We start from the raw sequence: 21,703 nt of genomic DNA, 5'->3' as shown, positions 1-21,703 counted from the left end.
ATTTTACATAATTACAAAGGAGGGTGCTTATGAAAAAAATGTTAACTTTATTATGGTCATTGAATATGTGTGTGAACACAACAATTCTACCTTTGAGTTGTGGTGCAAAAACCGAGGTGACCTATGACCCAAATGCTTTGGGAAATAATGATAATTATATGCCAGAAGTACCTGTTGTGCCGCCGGTTGATGGGTGAATTGATGCAACAGAACCAAAACCAAATGAAAATCTAAATAATGATCCACCTAAAAATGAGGCTATTGTTCAAAATCCAAAAGCAGAAATAATGAAGCAATATTCTAAAGCTTTATTTGCCAATCAATATTCATTAAAGGATTTAGGTGTTGAAACTTCACTAGATGAAGAATTGCAAAATTCGCACTACAGTTCATCATATTACTTTAATACTTTAAAGCAACAAAAAATAAGCAATATGAATCTAGATTTAGGATTTGACGATGAATTTAAAGCCTATAGTAAAAGTAACTTTGAAGAAGTTTATTCTAAATACTTTGAATCTAGTTTGATTAATGAAAATAGTGTTCTTGATAATAGCGTTTATCAAAATAAAGTTTATAATCCAAAATCATCAATTCCAGAATTGTTAGAAATGGCAAATAAAATCATGCCAACATTGGCAAATTCTTTATCTGACTTTTCAGGTAGCGGAATTAAAGATTTATTAATGTTATTATTTTCATTTCAAGGAGTTTTATCTAATTTACCAGAAGAAGCAAATGTAGCGTTGAGTACTCTTACAGATAATGATAGCCAGGCTTTGAAAGATATTAGTAGTGCATTAAATTTTGATTCAAATGATTATACATATGTTGATGCAATACAACATAGTATTATTGCTCTAGCAAAATCTGTTAATGGTATGAGAAATAAATCTACTACTGGTATTAAGAACTTTGATAGTGCATCAAAAGCACTTGGTGTTGTATTGAAAGAATTAACTGATGGAAAAATAAGTTTCGATAACGATATTAAAGAAAGTTTAAAACAAGTAAAATACATTGGTGGAATAGTTAAATTTGTTAGAGTAATGTTTTTATATTTAGATAGTTTTAGCGAAAGTGATTTGACTGAAAAAACTCTGTCAGTTGATGATGTTTTAAAAGTAAAACAAGGAGCTATTAAAACACAAAACGGTGAAAAAGTTAACAGTATTAACATGCAAAAATGAATAAGAATTTTAAAGTTGATGTGTGATGATCAAAATGGTCAAGGATTAAGAATTATTAAAAACATTGTATGTATTTTATTTAGTACACATGACACTCCTGGATTAAATAGCAAAGAAACAAATCTTGGTGGATTTGATCAAGGGTGATGAAAGCCAAATGTGAATTACTCAAACTCGAAAGAAATTTACGCAAAAATATTTGGATATTTTATAACTGAGGTTGCTGGTGAAAGAATTTCAACTATATCGGGTTCATTTTTTCCAGATAATTTTATTAAATCATTATTAAATATTGGAGTTGGATATGAGAGTGGGGGAACTGTTTCATTGTTTGGAACAAAAAATATAAGGCAAGTTTTAGATTTCTTATCAAGTTGAGGAACTATTGTTCTTCCAAAAATGATAACAGATATCTTTAAAAAAATCAAAAATGCTGGTGAGTGAGAAGAATTTAAACAAGACTGGTTAAAATGTATTTGATATGATACTAAAGGCGGAATTGGTATAAGCATTAAAAAAATTCTAAATCAACCATTAAGTGAATTATCAAAAATAGGTGAATCATTTGGAATTGGTGCAAATGCCGATGATAAAGAAAAAGTATATTTTGATGATTCAAAAGATTATTTAGGTCATTATTTTAGTAGCAAAAGTCTAAATGATTATTTAACAGATTTACAAAATTATTTACCAGAAAAGCAAGATATTATTGTTGACTTTGATAGTTTTAAAAATTTATTGAACTCACTTGCAAGTTCTCAAACAAGTTTAAAGAATGCTTTAGAAAATAAACAAGGATTATTGGTTGGTTTGGGATTGAAAAAAAGTGGTAACTCAGTTAAAGGCTCATCAATGGATTTATTGACAAATACTTTAAATGAATATCAAGGATTATTTAAAGGTCTAGTTAGTTTTGCAGACAAAAAAATAAATGAACTAATTTCTATAAATAATAATATGATCAAAGAATATCAAAAAATAATGGATAGTTTAATTGTTGAAACTACAGTAGTTGATCAAAATAAATATGAGTATCTAGTCTCATATAATGATAAAAGAACGAAGTTCACAATTGAACTTCAACAAAATGAGCAAGGGAAAAGTTATATATCGTCATTAGTTGCAAGTCAAAAAGATGATGAAGCAATTGAAAATAGCAATGCCGAAATTAGTGTTAAACAAGTCTAAAACAAAAAATTTAACTTAAGAAATATATAAAAAATAGTTTAGTAAAACTTGACTTTATATATTTTTTTTATTTTTATTTAAAAATGAATTCCTTAAATAACTTAAGATTTATAATATATGAAATAAACTTTTTGGCAATATTTACACCAAAGGGGAACTCAATTTATTGCAACAACTTTTGCCAATTATAAAGAAGTGGTTGTTTGAATATCGCTAATTGTAAGTCAGAGTAAAATATAAAAGTATCATATAAAGTACATATTAAAAATTTTAAAATATATATTATTATGAAATTATTTAAAATTGCTTTTTTTAAAGTTAAAAATATTATCAAAGCGATAAAGTTGGTTATAAAGTAACTAATTGCATCAAAAAACAGGAGCTTTATATAAAAAAGCTAAAAATGATGTTGTTATTGTTACAAACAAACCAATATCTCAAGTTAAGACAATACAAATTATGGCGATTATAAAATAGGATATATCTAGTCCTGGTAAGTAAATGGTTATTAAATTAAAAACTGTTAAAAAAGCAGAAATAAGAGACGAGATAGTTATTTTTAAAATTATCTTTTGTCTATTGTTTTCCATATATTCTCCTCTAAATTAATTATTTAACTTAGAGAAATTAAAAAAAATCATTCATACTTTTTATTAAGTGTTTCATCATTACCTCTAATTAGATAGTATCATTGTTAAGACTTATTATTTAAGAGTTATTGATTTTAAAAAAGTTGTAATAATCATAATAATAAAACTAATAATTTATCTATCAATAACAATGCTGAATTTTAAAAAAATATATATTGGTTAATCTTTAAAGGATTAATTCCAAGTTAGAGGCAAAATAACTTATAACTATAAGTTCTTTTTTAATCATTTTGTGAAATATAATTTTTTTAAATAAAGGAGGAAGAAAATTGGAATATTGATGAAAAAGTGCCAATCTTTATCAAATTTGACCAAAATCTTTTAATGACAGTAATAACGATGGAGTTGGAGATATCAATGGTATAGTCGAAAAATTAGATTATATTAAACAAAATGGCTTTGATGCTATTTGAATATCACCTTTTTATAAGTCACCTATGGTTGATAATGGTTATGATGTAGAAGATTATTATAATGTTAATGAAATATTTGGATCAAATGATGATTTTGATAAGTTGATTAAAGAGTGTAAGCAAAAAGGCTTAAAAGTATTAATAGATATTGTTGTTAATCATACAAGTGATAAACACATGTTTTTCCAAGAATCAAAAAAAAGCAAAGATAATTACTATTCAGACTTTTATATTTGAAGGGATGAAATACCTAAAGAAACATTACAAAGAACTTCCATTCCCATATGAACATATGTTGAAGAGCGCAAGCAGTATTACTTGCACCTATTTGATAAAACACAACCAGATTTAAATTGAGATAATCCAAATGTGATAAAAGAATGTGCCAATATTTTAAAGTATTGACTTGAAAAAGGGGTTAGCGGATTTAGATTTGATGTTATTGAACTAATCGGTAAAGATGTAGATAAAAACTTGTTTGAAAATGGACCAAGTTTGCATAAAAATATTGCTCAACTTCTTAGACAAGCTAATGTTGATAAAGAAATTTTAACAGTTGGTGAATGTTGAAGAACGAATGAAGAAATTGCATTGCAGTATACAAAACCTGATAGTCAAGAACTTTCAATGATATTTAGTTTTAAACACGTTAGTCTTACTAAGAAAAAAATAAAAAAAGACTGATCTGAATATAATAGACCTACAGCAGATCAATTATATGAAAGCTTTGTTAAATATAATTTTTCTATTATACAAAAAGGGGGATGACTTTCAAATGTATTTGAAAATCATGACCTACCAAGAAGTGTAAGTTTATATGGTTCTGAGAAATACAGTCAAAACTCAGCTAAAACAATAGCCTTATTGCAATATGTTGTTCCTGGAACACCATGTATTTATCAAGGACAAGAAATAGGATTGAAAAACTTTTATAGTGAAGATTTAAATGACTTTGAAGATGTAGATTTATTTAGAAAAAAACAAAAACTTGTTGACGAAGAAAAATTTTTGTCAATGAACGAATTTCTCAATACGATAAACAAACTTGGGAGAGACAACGCAAGAAGACCAATGCAATGAAACAATGATGTAAATATGGGATTTACAAAAGGTAAGCCTTGAATAAGAGCATGCACAAATCAAAGAGAAATAAATGTTGAAAATCAATTAAAAGATGAGAACTCAGTTTTGATTTTTTTTAAAAAGTTAAATGGTTTAAGAAAATCAGAATATAAAGACTTATTTATCGCTTCTCAACTAAAAACAAACAATGTAACTGAGTCTTTGACAGATTTTTCAATCTACAATGAAGATAAAAAAATAAGATATGTTGGAAATTGAAGTGATGAACCTATAGAAGTAATTGTTAAAAAAGATAATAAAGTTATTATAAGTTTTAAACAAATAGAATTAAAAGAAAGTATTGTTTTACAACCTTGAGAATCTATTCTCTTAGAAGAAAATAAGGAGAACTAAATGAAAAAGTGATGAATGAATGAGATCGTATATCAAATATATCCAAAATCATTTAAAGATAGTAATAATGATGGTATTGGAGATATAAATGGTATTACTGAAAAACTAGATTATTTGAAAGATTTAGGAATAACAATGATTTGAATATGTCCAATATTTAAATCACCAATGGCTGATAACGGTTATGATATATCAGATTTTAAAGACATAGATCCACAATTTGGGAGTATGCAAGATTTTGAAAAACTTTTAAGAGAAAGTAAAAAAGTTGGTATAAAAATATTGCTAGATTTGGTTGTAAATCATACAAGTGATGAGCATGAATGATTTAAAAAAGCTTTAGAAGATAAAAATAGTAAGTACAAAAATTATTACATATTTAAGAAGGGTATTGATGGGCAACCACCAAACAACTGACGATCAATATTTGGTGGTTCGGTATGAGAAAAAGTGGATGATGAATATTATTTCCATGCATTTCATAAAAAACAACCAGACTTAAATTGAGAAAACAAAGAAATGCGTGAAGAAATTTATGCAATGATTAATTGATGATTAGAGAAAGGAATTGCAGGATTTAGAATTGACTCAATTACTTTTATCAAAAAAGATCAAGATTATAGTTCACTACCCTCAGATGGAGCCGATGGTCTAGTAACTTGCAAACACAAAACTAGAAATAGACCTGGAATAGAACACTTTCTATTAGAGTTAAAAGAAAAAACTTTTGCAAAATATGATGCTTTAACAGTTGGTGAAGCACCAGGTGTTGATTATAATGACTTTACAAAATACATTGGTGAAGATGGATATTTTTCGATGATATTTGATTTCAAATATGCAGATATAGATGTGGAATCTGGAACAGATTGATTTAAAAGAACAAACTGAAAAGTTAGTGACTTTAAAAATAAACTCTTTAAATCTCAAGAGGAAATTCAAAAAATTGGTTGAAGTGCAAACTTTTTAGAAAATCATGATCAACCTAGAGTGTTGTCTAAACTTATAAAAGAACCTGAATTTCAAAATGAGACAGCCGCCAAAGCATTAGCTATTTTATTAATGACTTTAAGAGGAGTGCCTTTTATATATCAAGGACAAGAGCTTGGAATGAAAAACTTTGTAAGAAATAATATTAGAGAGTTCGATGATATATCAAGTATTGATAACTATTATCGGTCAATAAAAGAAGGTTTTACTGAGCAAGAAGCTTTGAACTTTATTAATTTGAGAAGCAGAGATAACACAAGAACACCAATGCTTTGAAATTTAGAAAAAGGATTTGGCTTTAGTGAAGCAAAACCATGAATCGAGTATTCAAATCATAATGATGGTATCTGTTCAATTAATAATAATGTTTATGATTTTTATAAAAAATTAATTAGTTTAAAAAAAGAAAGTGAATATAGTGAATTAATAACATTTGGAAAGTTTAGTTCAATAGAAATAGATAAAGAAGCTATTATTTGTTTTTCCAGAGAGTATAACAACAAGAAATTATTAGTATTTATAAACTTAGGAGCACAAGAAGTTAACATAGAAGCTCCAACTAAAATTAAAAATGTTATTTTGAATAATTATGAAGATATAAAAATATTAGACAAAAAAATAACTATGAAACCTTATCAAGGAATAATAGTGGAGGTAAGTAATGACAAAAGTTAATTATAAGAAAGTAGGTGAGCAAATAATTGGTATTGTTGGCAAAGATAACATTACCTCTATGACTCACTGTGCTACAAGATTAAGATTTGTAGTTAAAAATAAGGATGTTATTGACAAATCTAAGTTTGAAGATATGGAGATTGTTAAAGGAACATTTTATAATGGCGGACAATTTCAAATTATACTTGGTCCATCAATAGTTAATAAAGTTTATGACTCATTAATGGAAGATAGTACAAATAATTTTGAAGTTACACAAACTGTATCAATTCCTCCAAAAAATAAATTTAAATATGCAATCAGAATATTGGCCGGAATATTTATAGCTATAATGCCAGGTATGGTTGCGACAGGATTATTTTTAGGACTAAAAGGTGCAATTTTAAATGATTCTGTTTTAGGACTATTTGGAACATCAGTTTCTGAAGTTCCAAAAGCTTTAAATGTTGTTATTTCAGTTTTAACCGATACAGTATTTGCATTTTTACCGGCGTTAATATGTTATTCAGCATTTAAAACATTTGGTGGAAGTCCAGTTATGGGATTTGTAATTGGATTAATGTTAGTAAATCCGTTACTACCCAATGCATATTCGGTTGCTGATCCAAATTCTGGAGTTGAACCAATATATATATTTGGTTTTATTCCATTGGTTGGTTATCAAGGTAGTGTTATTACATCAATATTCCTAGGATTTATTGGTTCAAAATTTGAAAAAGTATTAAGAAAAAAAATGCCCAATGCATTAGACTTAATGTTTACACCTTTCTTAGTGATACTTGTAACTGTTGTTAGTGGTTTATTAGTGTTTGGCCCAATTTTACACTATGTAGAAACAGGTATTGTTTATGTTGTAAAAGCAATTATTGGTATACCTGGAGGTATTGGTGGATTCTTTATTGGTTGCTTATATCCAGTGACTGTTATGACAGGAATGCATCACTTATTCTTCTTAATCGAATCAACAATGTTAGGTCAAACAGGTTATAATCCTTTAATTACTGTTTGTGCAATGTTTGGATTTTCTAATGCAGCTGTTTGTTTTGCTATAAGTATGAGAGTTAAAAAAAGAAATGAAAAAGTTATGGGTATTGGATCTGGAGTAACTCAGCTTCTTGGAGTTAGTGAACCTGCGTTGTTTGGGGTAACTTTGAGATATGGGGTTAGACCAATGTCAATAATGATATTGTGTTCAGGACTTGGTGGAGCTGTACTTTCACTATTAGGAATACAAGCCAATTCATATGGTTTAGCTGTAATTCTATCGCCATTGATGTATTTATATAGTTGATATCAATTTGGAATGTATATTTTAATTGGAGTAATAACTTTTGCTCTAGCATTTACTTTAACATTTATATTTGCATCACCAGATAAAATTCTTAAAAAAGAACAAGAAAAAAAAGAAATAGAAAATAAACTTGCTTTAAATAAAAATGAATGAACTAAGGAACAAAGATATCGTTCAGTTAAAGGAATGAAACATATTGAAAAAGCTTATTTAAAAAATAGAGTAAAACATAGTAAGTGAAGACATAAATTTCATATTCAACCAAAATATGGATTGTTAAATGATCCAAATGGTTTCTCATATTACAACGATAAATATTACTTATTCTATCAATGATTTCCATACGGAGCAGTTCATGGTTTAAAACACTGAAACTTAGTAACATCAAAAAATTTAGTAAAATGAAGCAACAAAGGACCAAAATTAATACCTACTTTAGACCATGAAAGTCACGGAATATTTTCAGGGTCATCAATTGTGAAAGACAATCAATTATATTTATTCTATACAGCAAACAAAAGAGATAAAAATTGAGAAAGATTTTCTTCACAATGTTTAGCTATAATGGATGAAAAAAATAAGATAACAAAAATTGAAAAACCAATCATAAAAGAAAAACCAGTAGGTTACACAAATAATTTTAGAGATCCAAAAATATTTTTGAAAGATAACTTTTATTATATGGTTGTTGGAGCTCAACGAGAAAACGAAACAGGATGTATTTTAACTTATAAATCAAGTGATTTAAAAAAATGAGATTATGTCGGGGAGCTTGATACTAAGTTTAAAAACTTTGGTTCAATGTGAGAGTGTCCTGATATAACTAGCGTTGATAACAAGGATGTTTTAATGATATCAGCTTTAAATAATAAAAAAGATAATTTAAAAAACATTCATAATGCGGTTTATAATATTGGAAAATTTGATGCAGAAAAAAATAAATATACAACTGATCAAGATTTTATGCCAATAGATTATGGATTTGATTTTTATGCAGTACAAACTACTGAAAGTAAAGATAAAGAAAAAATTTTAGTAGGATGAGTTGGTTTACCTGACACAGATTACCCAACAGATGATGAGTCATGGGCTAATTGTCTATCAATACCAAGAAAATTATCAATTGTAAATGATAAACTTTATCAAACACCAGTCGAAAGCATTTTTTCATTAAGAAAAAAAGAACAAAAATTAGAAAAAGAGTTAGAAAATCAATCATTGAAATTAGAAAACTTAGAATCTAAAAATTATGAGCTAATTTGTGAATTAGATACAAACGGAAACGGAGAATCAGGAGTAAAATTTAGAGTTGGCGAAAAAGAGTTTACAAGTATTTATTTAGATTCTAAAAATAAAAAAATCATTTTAGATAGAAATAATTCTGGAATTTTATTTTCAGAAAAATTCGGGGAAATAAGAGAAATACCTTATGAAAAAAATAAAGTAAAATTTGATATATTTGTTGATAATTCGACTGTAGAAATATTTATAAATGATGGTGAATATGTTATGACATCAAGAATATTTCCTATTGAAGATAGTGAAGATATTGAAATATTTGCAAACAAAGCAAAAGCTAAATTTGATATAACTAAATACAATTTAAAATAAATTCTAAAAATAGCTACTTGTAATAAACTTGTAGTTATTTTTTGCCTCTAATATTTTATTTAATAATAATTAAATGTAAAATTAGATTATTAAATATTTGTAAAGTAAGGATAAAAAATGAAAAAATGAGAAGAGATTTATGAATACTTGTTTAGTCTAATAAGCGAAAAAAAAATTAAAGCAAATGAAATTTTGCCAAGTGAAAACTTTTTAAAAAATAAGTTTAAAATTTCATCTCAGCCTATTCGAAAAGCTTTTTATAAATTGATTGAAGACAAGTTGGTTATATCACATCAAGGAAAAGGTTATAAGGTAATAAATAATGAAAATAATGTTTTATTTTCTTTTTCCACACTTTATCCAGATGCAAAAAGTATATATTTTTATAAAGGTAAATTTGAAGTAGATGATGAATTACGTAACAAAACTAAATTTTACTATGAGGACTTTGTTCATCTTATTGTTGTTAAAAGATACATAAGAGACGAACTACATATTGTTCAAACATCATATATATCTGATTCACTTTTAAAACATCAAATTGATGAAAACCTTCTTAATCAAAAGGGAATACTTAATTTTTTGAAAAATAATATTAAAAATCACATTGGATTTTCTATAAAAAAAATAATTGCAGTTAGTAAAAAAGATTTAGTAGAACCATTAGCAAATGATCTAGCATCTAACAACCTAATTCTTGATAAAGGAATGTTATTTACTATAAACCAACAGTTAATTGAATATAGAGAAAGTTATTATAATTACGAGAATTTTGAATGAAGTTTTATAGAATACTATAAATAATTAACAAAAGATTTTATTTATGAATTATAATAAATAACTTTGTCAAAATTTTTAGCTGAAAAAGCTTTAATAAATGCATTTTTTTCCATTTTGTAATCATCTATAAACAAGCAACTATATGATGAGTTTGCAATAATTCTTGAAATGAAGTTACTTTCATCAACGCTATCAAAAAAAACATCTTCATTATTTTTAAATGATACACAACTTGTAAATAACTTGTCAAAATAAATATCATTTAAAAAATCAAAATTTATATTTGAGTAACAAGTTTTTTTATCTTTATCAACAAATCCTCCAATAAACAATATAGAACTAATATGAATATTTTTTATAGCTTTTGATGCAATTGTGAAAGAACTTGTGACTAACAATTTTATTTTTACATTTATTTTTGTTACGAACTCTTCACAAGTTGTTCCTGTATTAACAAAAATAACATCATTTTCTTTCAAGGTTTCTAGTGCTATTTTTGACATTTTTTCTTTATGCATCATTCTTTGTTTATTTATATGTTCTATATCTCTTTTTTGTTCAACCAAAAAATCTTCAACAACTTTTATGTAACCATAAGTTAGTGTAATTAATCCTTGTTTTTCCAAATCATGTAAATCTCTTCTAAGAGTAATTTCACTTACTCCAAAAGAATCAGCCTTTTTAAGTAAATATTTTGTTTTTAATTCATTTTTACTTTTAATATATTCCATTATTTTATCATGTCTATTTTTATCCATTTTTTTAAATTTATTACCTTTCACATAATTATCATTTACTCATTTTTTATTATGATAATTATCATTAAATTATCTTTTTTAATGATAATTATCACTTTTTATCCATAGATTAATAGAAGTTAATATCATTTTTATTATATATTGATATTTTTTTTATTTGAAAGTATTTTGTAACATTTAATTGAAGGGAAACTTCAAAAGAAAGGATAAAAATATGAGTTGATTAAATATAGATAATAAAGTTTATATTGTAACTGGTGGATCATCAGGAATTGGAAAAGCTATAGTTGAAGCATTATTAGAACAAAATTGTATTGTTGTTAATGCAGATATTTCAGAAGTAGAACAAAATAACAAAAACTACCGTTTTTTTAAAACTGATATAAGTTTTGATGAAGATATCAGAAACTTAGTTGAGTTCACAATACAAAACTTTAAGAAAATAGATGGAGTAGTGAATAATGCAGGAATAAACATACCGCGACTACTCGTTGATTATAAAAAAGAAGAAAGTGAATTTGAATTATCTTCGGATATTTATGACAAAATCATGAACATTAATTTAAAAGGTGTATATATGCTTTCGCAAAAGTGCGCCAAAGTATTTATTAAACAAGGTTATGGAGTAGTTTTAAATATGTCATCTGAAAGTGGACTTGAAGGTTCAGAAGGTCAAGGTTGTTATGCCGCTTCTAAAGCTGCGCTAAATAGTTTCACAAGATCATGAGCAAAAGAACTAGGTAAAAAAAATATTAGGGTTGTGGGAGTAGCTCCAGGAATCTTAGAAGAAACAGGTTTAAGAACTTTAGCTTATGAAGAAGCATTAGCATACACTAGAAATAAAACTGTTGATGATTTAAGAAAAGGATACAGCAATACATCAACAATACCATTGAGCAGAAGTGGGAAGCTAAGCGAAGTAGCCGATTTGGTTATGTACTTACTATCACAAAGAGCGTCTTACATAACAGGTGTAACAATTAATATTGCTGGAGGAAAGACAAGGGGATAATATGAAAACAAAAGCAGTTAGACTATATGGAGCAAAAGACTTAAGACTAGAAGAATTTGAACTTCCTAAAATCAAAGAAAATGAAATTCTAGCTAAAGTTGTCACAGACAGTATATGTATGTCAAGTTGAAAATTAGCAAATCAAGGAGAAAAACATAAAAAAACACCTAATGATTTAATTAATAACCCAATTATAATTGGTCATGAATTTTGTGGTGACATTATTGAAGTGGGAAAAGAGCTGCAAAATAAATTCAATGTTGGTGATAAATATGTACTTCAGGCTAATTTACAACTTGAAGATGCGCCGTGATGTCCAGGGTATTCATATCAATACACTGGTGGCGATGCAACATATATAATTATTCATCCGGATGTTATTAAACAAGATTGTTTAATAAAATATAATGGCTCAAGTTATTTTGAAGGATCATTGGTTGAACCACTATCATGTGTAGTCGGTGCATTTAATGCAAACTACCACTTAAAACCAGGAACATATGAACATATTATGGGGATAAAAAACCAAGGAAACCTGTTAATTCTTGGAGGTACTGGACCAATGGGACTAATAATGATTGACTATGCATTACATGGTCCTATTAAACCAAAAAAAATTATTGTTACTGATATTTCTGAAGAAAAACTAACAAGAGCTGCAGAATTATATTCTTCAACAAAAGAAACCCAGCTATTTTTTGAAAACGTTGGCAATGTAAATTCTACATACGAGTATTTATATGATAAATATCAGCATAAGTTTGATGACATATTTGTAATGGTGCCTGCAGCTAAAGTGGTTGAAGATGCTGTAAAACTTATGGGTGTTGACAGCTGTTTAAACTTTTTTGCTGGACCACAAGACAAAATGTTTGAAGCCAAATTGAATTTCTATGATGTTCACTATAACTTTACTCATATTGTTGGAACATCTGGAGGGAATGTTGATGATGTTAAACAAGCAGTAAAAATGATCGAAGAAAAAAAAGTAGACTTATCAAAAGTAGTTACTCATGTTTTAGGTTTAAATGATGTGCCTTATGCTACACTAAATCAACCTGAAATTGGAGGAGGAAAAAAATTAATTTATACAGGTAAAGAGTTTTCATTATCTTCTTTAGAAGCAATTTTAAAAAGCGATTTACCTTTAAAAAACATTTTAGAAAAAAGTAAAGGTTTATGAAGTAAAGAAGCAGAAGATTACGTATTAAAAAATTATAAAGATATTTAAAAAAAAGAAAGGGGGAATATTTATGTCAAAAAAAATAGACATATATGCACCATGTGATGGAGAAGTTTTAAATTTAGAAAACTTAAGTGATGAGATATTCAGTAAAAAAATTATGGGTGAAGGATTTGCAATAAAATCAAATACTTCTGAAATTAAAAGTATTTTTGATAAATCTTTTATTGAAAAAATCAGTCCTAAAAAAAATTCTTTTAAATTAAAAGCTGATAATTTAACTTTCTTAATTCACATCGGATTAGAAACCTTTGAAATAGGTTCTAAAGCATTTAATATTTCTTTCAAAGATGGAGAGTATGTATCAAAAAATGACACTATCATAACAATCGATAAAGAGTTAACTAAGGATATTGAAACAATTCAATATATACCTATAGTTATGAATCTTGATGATTCAGAAGGTTATACAATACAAAATATCAAATATGGAAAAGTAAAACAGGGGGACAAAATTGCTGAAATTAGTTTAAACATTCAAACCGAAATAGATAAATTTAATCAACTACTAGAAAGAAAAAGTAAGTATGAAAAAATAGTTGAAGAAATTTATGAGTATGTTGGAACAAAAGCTAATTACTCAAAATTTTACAACTGTGTAACTAGATTTAGACTTGTTATTAAAGACAAAAGTCTTATTAATGAAGAAGCAATAAAAAAAATTCCTATTGTAAAAGGTATAAAATGAAATGGAGATGAGTTACAAATAATCATTGGAGGTGAGGTTTACAAGGTTAGAGAAGCTTTTGAAAAATTAGTTGAATCAAAAGTTGAAACAGCAATCTCTAAAACATCAGCTAAAAAAATAACAACTAAAAAATCAGTTTCATTTAAAGATAAATTATTAGCTGCGGTGACTGGAGTTATTATTCCAGCATTACCAGTAATTATGGCTGCTGGAATATTAAAAGCAATACAAGCAATATTAACTCAAACCGGCGTTTTGCAAGAAGTTAACTTAGGAAATGGTCCTGGTCAGCAACCAAATATTAGTTCATATGATATATATACAGGTGTAACATATATAATTGCAGAAGCAGGTTTATCATTTATGGGAATATATTTCTGTTATAACACTGTCAAGTATATGGGTGGAAACCAAGTTATGGGAATATTTGTTGGTTTAGCTTTAGTAGCACCTTTCTTCTATAGTAGTGGATCATGAGCAAGTTTCAAATTGTTCTCAATCGGTCAAATTGATATTGCGATTAAGGGTTATCAATCATCAATAATTCCACAAATTTGTGCCGGAGTTATTTATTGCTATATTGATAGATTTGCTAAAAAATGAATACCAGCAAGTGTAGATATCGTTTTAAGACCAGCATTTTCATTCTTATGTACAATGCTTATAAGTTTTATAATATTAGGCCCAATAATGGGAATAATAGAGTCTGGTGTATTTGCGGGAGTCACTGCATTAAATAAAGTTCCTTATGGAATTGGAGTTGGAATATTTACACTTCTATGACAACCACTTGTATTAACAGGAATGCATTACCCAATTATTATGCCAATAATGTTAGATCAAGCAGCTAATGATACAACATCAACTATATTAGTTGGTACAACAATTGGGGTGTTGGGTCAAGCAGGTGCAACATTAGCATTAGTATTAAGAACCAAATCAGCACAAACCAAATCAATTGGTTTAGGATCATTACCAGCAGCATTCTTTGGAGTGACTGAACCAGCTATATATGGAACCAATTTACCTAAATTCTGACCTTTTGTTTGAGGTTGTGTAGGAGCTGGAATAGCTGGGTTTGTATCAGGATTATTAAATGTAGTTTCTTATTCAGGAGCAACACCAAGTATGGGATTAATATTTGTCGTAGGATTTGTAAGAGGGGGATGAAAAAATATAGCCTTAGGTTGCATGGTTTTAGCACTAGCAGCGGTAATATCATTCTTACTTGTTCTATTTACATATAGAGATAGACCAGATGAGGCAAAATCAACAAAATCTATTGCAAGACTTATTGCAAGGATTTATTACAAAAAAACTAATAAAAAAATATTAAATACCGATTTTAAAAAAGACTTAGATGCTTTAAATGCTTTATGAACAAAAGAACAAAAACAATTTATTAAAGACACAGATAAATTATTTTCTTGTATAGAAAAAATAGATGTCAAAATAGAATATTACAAAGCTAAAGAAGAAAAAGAAAAAGATGCGCTATTATTAAAAATTAAAAAAGCTGTAAATAAAGAAAATTTAGATAAATTAAACAAGTTAAAAGCTGATTATGACAAAATTAGCTATCAAGAAAAAATATCAGTTTTGGATAAAGAAAGAATTGAATTAATTAAACAAAGAGATCCTATAATAGAAAAACTAGATGTATTTCAAGAAAAATTTATGGATCAAACTCATAAGTTATTAAAAAATTTAGCAAGTGATTCTAAATATGCAAAATTTATAGATATAGATGCTCATTATTACAATGCCGTTCACTCTCTTGATATAGCTTATGGAATATCTGAAAAAATGCCAATAAAAATTACAAGAAAAGAAGTCAAAACTATATAAAATAAAATCTCTAAAACTCTATGTTTACCTAAAACATAGATAGAGATTTTTTTAACTAAAAATTTAAGCTTGTTTAATATATAAATAAAATTTCGAAAAAATTTTTATATATAAAGTCTTTTAAATTTCAGATATCTAAATCAAATGATTCTCCATAGAATAAATCTACAGGAACTGCGGTACAGCTTTTAATTTTTATTAAACTATTTAATCAATTTAATATTAGCAAACCAACTTCTAAATCATTTCTATTATGTTGAATTATTTTATTAACAGTTTCTAAGAACTCTTTTTTGCTTGTCTTTTTAACAAAGTAATACTTCATAGTTTTTTCTGCTATTTCTTTACCTGAAATAAAAGGGTTAGAATTTTTATCAACTCTAAAACTTGCCAATAAATCGTTTAAAGTAAATCTATTTAGTAAGCCTAAAATACAAATATTTGCGAAGCGAAAATCTAAAATTTTTCACAAATCTTTAAAAGTTGTATTTATATCAATTTTATGTTTATTTTTCGCAAAAAGCGAAACTTGTTCTTCTAGTTGCCCACCCATTGTTACTAACATATTTACTTTATTATTTTCAACAAACTTTTTTACTTCCTTACATAAACGTTTTATTTTTACATCTAAATGATCTAAACTGTATATTTTTTCTTTATAAAAATATTCTAAACTTCGATTATTAATAATAAATTCATCTTTATTTAAATCATATTCAATCACTTTAATACCAACAAAAAAAGGTAAAGCGTTAAAGTTTTTTGCATATGCTTTACATTTTTTATTTTTTGCGATTCATCCAGGAGGAAACATTGATCCTTCATAATCAATAATAGCTATTTTATTTTTTTTAAATTCATTTATATAATCACTTATAAGCACATAATTAAAAATTATAGTATGTTTATTTATTTTGATCATTCTATAATCATTTATATTCAAATTTTCTCTTGTAATTTTTTTACTCATGTTAAAATCCTCCAAATGCATTTTAGCATATTAAAGGTTTAGTAGTTTAAAAAAATAAGATAATATGATGTAAAAAACCCAACAGATAAAATTTGAAAAAGGATAAATTATAATTAAAACAATAAGCATAAAACAACTTTTAAGTATTTATAATATTTGATATATAATTATATTGTTATGATTTATTCATAACAATTTTTTTAAAAGTGTGTATAACACATGTTGGCGGATTACTTATAAGAAGTGGTCTGCTATTTTTTTATAAAAAAATCAGCTAGTAATTCAGCTGATTTTTTAAATTTTAACTTTTAAATAACTATTTTGTATTTGATAAACTAAATTTAATATCACAATTACTTAAAAAGTATTTTGATGCTGTTTTATTAGCAATAATTGTTGCGCTACCTGAGTTTTCATTTTGACTTGCCTCTTTAAAATTACTGATACTTAATTCTTGTGAAAAATTCTCTTTTGTTAATCCATATTTTGATAATTGACTAATAAGCGCTTCTTTTAATCCATCTACGTTATTTTTATCACTAGCAAGAGTGAATTTTACATTTTTTAAATTATTTAATTCATATTTTTTGCTTACAGTTAATGTAAAAGTAGTTGTTACATTTTGCTCATAAGTTAATGTAATAGTAACTTTACCTTCTTTTAAACCAGTTAGTATTAATAAACCTTGTTGTTTTTTACTAGTATATGTTTGCTCTTTTGCAAATTTTACTGTTGCAATTGTTTCATCACTAGATTTAACAGTATATTGACTAGCTAAGGTTTTTCCATCAGCATTTAATTTAGGATTGTCTAAAAAAACATAAGGACCTGATTCGTTTTTGTTGTCCCCTGAGTCTACTACAATTTCATGATCATCTATTTTTTCAAAGTATGGATTTGTATCTTTATAAACTATAACTTTAAAAGTTTTTTTAGCATCCCCATACTTTACATTTATTGTAGTTTCACCTTCAGTGCTTTTTGCACTTAAAGTAACTTTAAATTTACCATTTCCTTCTGTATCTTTTGAAATGTCTGTTTTAACAAAAACTATATCTTCATTATCTGATTTAGCATCTATTGTGGCATCTTTTTTTGGAGTTGAAGCTGTTAAATCTAATTGCATTGAATCATTTAGTCTTAATTTTTGGTCTTTAAAATTATCTCCAAATGATATATCTGAGTTGTTTGAATTGTTGTCATTATTTGAATTGTTGTCATTATTTTTATCAGCATCTTTGTTTTTGTTACACAACCGCAACGCTTCCGCTTGAAGCAACAAGTCCAGTTGCAGCTAATAAACTTAATAATTTTTTCATATATAATTTCCTCTCTTTGTTGAATTTATCAACACATAATTATATTCCTTAAAAAAAATAAAATAAAAAAATAATTTTGCAATGATTTAAAATTATTAAGTTTTATTTAAGCGTTACATATCCAATTTCATTGCTATATGATCTACACCATCTTCAACAAATATGTCTCCAAATTCTACAAAACCAAATTTGGTGTAAAAATCTTTAACACTATAAACAGCATTTACATAAACGGTATTTTGTTTTAAAACATCTTTGCTAAATTGTTTTAGCTTTTCTAATACTACTAGACTTAGTTTTTTTGATCGATACTCTTTTTCAACTGCAATTCTACCTCAGTATAATTTGTCTTTTTTAATAATTGCTCTAGCGCAACAAACCAACTCGTTGTTGTAAGTTGCAATAAAATGATAACCTTTCTCATCATAATCATCTATATCAACTTTTCTTAGAGAACCTCTTTCGACAATAAAAACTTTTTCTCTTAATTGTATTGCTTTTTTAAAAACTTCATTATAAATACCATAATCTTGTTCAAATTGTAATTCCATATAAACTCCTAACTAGAATATAATAACAACTTTTTGTTTAGGTTTTATATAAATAATTTAAAAATACTTTTCAATAGACTTGACCTAACACACTATAAGTGATATATTTTTAGTACATTTATAGGAGGAGAATATGAAAAAACTATTATCTTTAATTGCATCTTTAAGTTTATTAAGTACGCTAGCATCAAATGCTATTTCATGCAATAAAAACACAGGAACTAATGAGTCACAAACAAACCAATCTAGTTCATCAAATCAAAGCGATAATAATAAGGTTATTGATCAAAAAATTAGCCTTGAAAGTATAGCTGTAAAAGAATTAATGCCAATTAGCAATTCGATAGATGATGCCAAAAATGAGGCAAAAACCATTTTAAAAAGATTTAGAAACGATATCAAAGAAAAAAGTGACTATGAATTTTTAGATTCTTATTTTAGTAGATCAACGCCTCTTTATTCTGGCTGAATAACTGTTAGGGCAATAACTACAAGCAAAATTGTAAAAGGAGAAGTAACATTTACTTTAAAATATGTTGATGACAGAAAAAATATAGCTATGGTTGACAGCGACATGTATTCTAGGGCTGGAAGCGAGGAAGAGGCTAAAAATTTATTTATTCAATGAACTAAAAAATTATCTCCAGATGCGGAAATCAACATAGATTATACAATGGGTGATATATACTTTGAAAGCGGTTATGGTTATGGAAATGGATATTACTATACAAGCATGGAGGCTACAAGAGATAGTATTTTTTTAAAGGGAAGTAAAATGAGAATAAGTGTTCAAGAAAGTCGTTAATGATTTACGGTAGTAGAAACAAACAAGTCAGATTTTATTTAGCTTAAATTTTATATGTAATTTTTTGTTATAATATTTTATAAACTTATAATGTTAGGAAAATTGATATGAGTACCATAGTTATAAATTCAATCATGAAAAATCCTTCACTTGGTGATGGGCCTGGGTATAGAACAGTGCTTTTTTTACAAGGTTGTAATATTTTTTGCAATAAATGTCAAAATGTTGAGACATGAGATATAACTTGTGGTAATTCAATCGAAATTAAAGAGCTAGCTGAATTATTAAGAAAAAAGTGTTTTAATAAAAAGTTGACCATTTCAGGCGGTGAACCTTTGATGCAAATAAAAGAATTAAAAGAGTTATTAGAATTAATTAAAGATTTTGATATCTGTTTATATACGGGATATGAACTTGAAGAAGTACCTTCTGAAATATTAAAATATTTAAAATATATAAAAGTTGGACCATTTATTTGAAAAGAAAGAACTACAACTATGCCTTTCGTGGGTTCAAAAAACCAAAAGTTTTTGGAGGTAAATAATGAAAAAAGTGAATCAGAATAAAAATGATAATGCAGCCAATAGAAATAGCTATGTTGGTAGTATATACAACATCGGAGAAAAAAATATAAAGACAAATGTTTTAAATAGTTTGGACCCAAAGTGAAAACAAATGCATGAGAAAGGATATATTCACATACATGATCTTGACGCATATGGTTTAACATATAACTGTTTAACTTTTGATTTACTAAATTGTTTTCCTTACGAAAAATTCAAAGGTTATAATAGTGCAACCACTATTATTCTAGTTTTTGATTTTTTAAAAGACTTATTTGAAAAAATGGGAAATGAGCAAAGCGGAGGGATGTCCTTAGCTAATTTTGATAATGACCTAGCTGAAATTTTTGAAAAAATGGATGTTAACTATATTGAAAATGAAGAAATATTTAAAGCATCTATAAGCTCGCTCATTAATTGATGTAGTCAAACTTATACAAGAATGGGACAAACTAGTTACTATGTTACTTTAAATATAGGACTTGCTAAAAATGATTTTGCCAGATTTTTGGCAAAAACGTTGATTAATCAGTTTAATAACTCAGGAGATTTGATTTATAAACCAAATATAGTTTTTAAAGTTAAGGAGGGTATTAACAGAAACCCAAAAGATAAAAACTATGACTTATTAATGGAATCTCTAAAATGTAGTTCAAAAAAAATGATACCAACTTATTTATTGTGTGATAGTAAAATGGAATCTGATAATAACCCTGAATTATTATCGGTTATGGGTTGTCGTACAAGGGTGTATGAAAATATATATGATACCAAAGGTGCTGTTGGAAGAAGTAATATAGCAAATATATCTATAAATTTACCAAGAATTGCGCTAGAAACTATGGAAAATAAAAGTACTGAATCTATAGAATATAATTTTGACTTAGCCTACAAAAAATGAGAAGAAATAGCAAAAATCACAGGAGATATATTAGTTGATAGATTTAATAAAACATGTTTAGCTAATAAAAGCTTCTTTCCAACTAATTTAGCTTATAAACTTTGATGTAAAGACATGAATATAAATGATTTAAATGAAGTGTTTAAGAATGGTACACTTTCAATCGGTTTTATAGGTCTAAGTGAGTTTGTTGAAATACTAGCAAATCAAAAATATTGAATAAATGAAAGAGTTTACCAATTAACATTAGACTTTGTTGAGAAAATGAGAGTATTTATAAATGAGCTTATGTATGAAAAAAAACTTAATTTTTCACTCCTTGCAACAAATGGTGAACTTATAAGCGGAAGATTTGTAGACTTGGATAAAAAAACTTTTAACTCTAGGGTATTTGAAAAAGGTTTTTATACAAATTCATTTCATATTGAAGTTGACAGCTTATTACCAGCTTATAAAAAGATAGAATTAGAAGGACCTTTTCATCAATACAGTAACGGTGGTTCAATAACATATGTAGAGTTAAATGAGGCCCCAATTGGTAATGAAGAAGGCTTAAAAGATCTACTTGAAATTGCCATTAAAGCAGATGTAAGATATTTAGGGTATAATTTTAAAAAAGATGTTTGTGCCAGTTGTGGAGTATCGGGGAATTTTGATGTTTGCTCAGAATGTAAATCAGTTGATATTATTAGAGTGCGTAGAGTGAGTGGATATCTAGAAATTCAAGATTATTTTACAAAAGGTAAATTGTACGAAAGTAAACAAAGAAAGAAAAATTAAA

At 26.7% G+C, this 21,703-nt stretch carries 17 protein-coding genes; 11 read left to right on the top strand and 6 right to left on the bottom strand.

The features are described from left to right. Positions 1–29: 29 nt before the first annotated feature. A complete protein-coding gene (locus tag SHELI_RS04795) occupies positions 30–2,378 on the top strand; it encodes a hypothetical protein (RefSeq protein WP_069117161.1) in 2,349 nt (782 codons plus the stop codon). 359 nt (positions 2,379–2,737) lie between these two features. On the opposite strand, the gene SHELI_RS04790 is transcribed toward SHELI_RS04795, so the two are convergent. Then, entirely contained in the window at positions 2,738–2,968 is a 231-nt protein-coding gene (locus SHELI_RS04790; protein WP_069117159.1) for a hypothetical protein, read from the bottom strand. 329 nt (positions 2,969–3,297) lie between these two features. On the opposite strand from SHELI_RS04790, the gene SHELI_RS04785 reads away from it, so the two are divergent. The 4 genes from SHELI_RS04785 to SHELI_RS04770 all read left to right on the top strand — a co-directional run bounded on the left by SHELI_RS04785 (position 3,298) and on the right by SHELI_RS04770 (position 10,288). After that, positions 3,298–4,917: an alpha-glucosidase gene (locus SHELI_RS04785; protein ID WP_084449266.1), complete on the top strand. Its 1,620-nt coding sequence runs from the start codon at positions 3,298–3,300 to the stop codon at positions 4,915–4,917. After that, positions 4,918–6,582 (top strand): glycoside hydrolase family 13 protein, encoded by a 1,665-nt coding sequence (locus SHELI_RS04780; RefSeq protein WP_069117157.1) that lies wholly within the window; start codon positions 4,918–4,920, stop codon positions 6,580–6,582. It begins immediately after the preceding gene. Next, positions 6,569–9,484, top strand: a complete 2,916-nt coding sequence (locus SHELI_RS04775) for a sucrose-6-phosphate hydrolase (protein WP_069117155.1) — start codon at positions 6,569–6,571, stop codon at positions 9,482–9,484. The genes SHELI_RS04780 and SHELI_RS04775 overlap by 14 nt, the downstream gene beginning before the upstream one ends. A 117-nt stretch (positions 9,485–9,601) precedes the next feature. Then, entirely contained in the window at positions 9,602–10,288 is a 687-nt protein-coding gene (locus SHELI_RS04770) for a GntR family transcriptional regulator (RefSeq protein ID WP_069117153.1), read from the top strand. 17 nt (positions 10,289–10,305) lie between these two features. Here SHELI_RS04770 and SHELI_RS04765 read toward each other — a convergent pair whose 3' ends face one another. Continuing rightward, on the bottom strand, positions 10,306–11,022 hold the full coding sequence (locus SHELI_RS04765) for a DeoR/GlpR family DNA-binding transcription regulator (protein ID WP_157087595.1): 717 nt from the start codon (positions 11,020–11,022) through the stop codon (positions 10,306–10,308). Positions 11,023–11,236: 214 nt separating this feature from the next. Between SHELI_RS04765 and SHELI_RS04760 the strand changes: the two genes are divergently transcribed. Genes SHELI_RS04760 through SHELI_RS04750 form a run of 3 tightly spaced genes read left to right on the top strand, consistent with a single transcriptional unit; the run spans position 11,237 to position 15,813 of the window. Further along, a complete protein-coding gene (locus SHELI_RS04760) occupies positions 11,237–12,034 on the top strand; it encodes an SDR family oxidoreductase (protein WP_069117151.1) in 798 nt (265 codons plus the stop codon). Between the two features lies 1 nt (position 12,035). Further along, on the top strand, positions 12,036–13,265 hold the full coding sequence (locus SHELI_RS04755; protein ID WP_069117147.1) for a zinc-binding dehydrogenase: 1,230 nt from the start codon (positions 12,036–12,038) through the stop codon (positions 13,263–13,265). Positions 13,266–13,287: 22 nt separating this feature from the next. Next, positions 13,288–15,813 carry a PTS transporter subunit EIIC gene (locus SHELI_RS04750; protein ID WP_069117145.1) on the top strand — a complete coding sequence of 842 codons (2,526 nt, stop codon included), beginning with the start codon at positions 13,288–13,290 and terminating at the stop codon, positions 15,811–15,813. A 73-nt stretch (positions 15,814–15,886) separates the two neighbouring features. Here SHELI_RS04750 and SHELI_RS04745 read toward each other — a convergent pair whose 3' ends face one another. The 4 genes from SHELI_RS04745 to SHELI_RS04735 all read right to left on the bottom strand — a co-directional run bounded on the left by SHELI_RS04745 (position 15,887) and on the right by SHELI_RS04735 (position 18,653). Then, positions 15,887–16,783 (bottom strand): hypothetical protein, encoded by an 897-nt coding sequence (locus tag SHELI_RS04745; protein WP_069117143.1) that lies wholly within the window; start codon positions 16,781–16,783, stop codon positions 15,887–15,889. Positions 16,784–17,099: 316 nt separating this feature from the next. Further along, positions 17,100–18,065, bottom strand: a complete 966-nt coding sequence (locus tag SHELI_RS04740; RefSeq protein WP_157087594.1) for a hypothetical protein — start codon at positions 18,063–18,065, stop codon at positions 17,100–17,102. Beyond that, positions 18,031–18,102, bottom strand: coding sequence for a lipoprotein (locus SHELI_RS06280; RefSeq protein ID WP_198146125.1), 72 nt, complete (start codon positions 18,100–18,102; stop codon positions 18,031–18,033). Before SHELI_RS06280 ends, SHELI_RS04740 begins: the two co-directional genes overlap by 35 nt. 113 nt (positions 18,103–18,215) lie before the next feature. Next, positions 18,216–18,653, bottom strand: a complete 438-nt coding sequence (locus SHELI_RS04735; protein ID WP_069117140.1) for a GNAT family N-acetyltransferase — start codon at positions 18,651–18,653, stop codon at positions 18,216–18,218. A 133-nt stretch (positions 18,654–18,786) separates the two neighbouring features. On the opposite strand from SHELI_RS04735, the gene SHELI_RS04730 reads away from it, so the two are divergent. The 3 genes from SHELI_RS04730 to nrdD all read left to right on the top strand — a co-directional run bounded on the left by SHELI_RS04730 (position 18,787) and on the right by nrdD (position 21,702). Next, positions 18,787–19,458: a hypothetical protein gene (locus SHELI_RS04730; RefSeq protein ID WP_069117138.1), complete on the top strand. Its 672-nt coding sequence runs from the start codon at positions 18,787–18,789 to the stop codon at positions 19,456–19,458. Positions 19,459–19,565: 107 nt separating this feature from the next. After that, the gene (locus SHELI_RS04725) at positions 19,566–20,024 is read left to right on the top strand and encodes a 4Fe-4S single cluster domain-containing protein (protein WP_069117136.1); all 459 of its coding nucleotides are present in this window, start codon (positions 19,566–19,568) and stop codon (positions 20,022–20,024) included. Continuing rightward, the gene (gene nrdD, locus SHELI_RS04720; RefSeq protein ID WP_069117133.1) at positions 20,002–21,702 is read left to right on the top strand and encodes an anaerobic ribonucleoside-triphosphate reductase; all 1,701 of its coding nucleotides are present in this window, start codon (positions 20,002–20,004) and stop codon (positions 21,700–21,702) included. The genes SHELI_RS04725 and nrdD overlap by 23 nt, the downstream gene beginning before the upstream one ends. The last annotated feature ends 1 nt before the right edge of the window (position 21,703 follow it).

This window comes from Spiroplasma helicoides (assembly GCF_001715535.1).
Taxonomy (GTDB): Bacteria; Bacillota_I; Bacilli_A; order Mycoplasmatales; family Mycoplasmataceae; genus Spiroplasma_A; species Spiroplasma_A helicoides.
The sequence above is the reverse complement of the archived record's forward strand: the minus strand, read 5'-3'. Positions and strand labels throughout refer to the sequence as shown.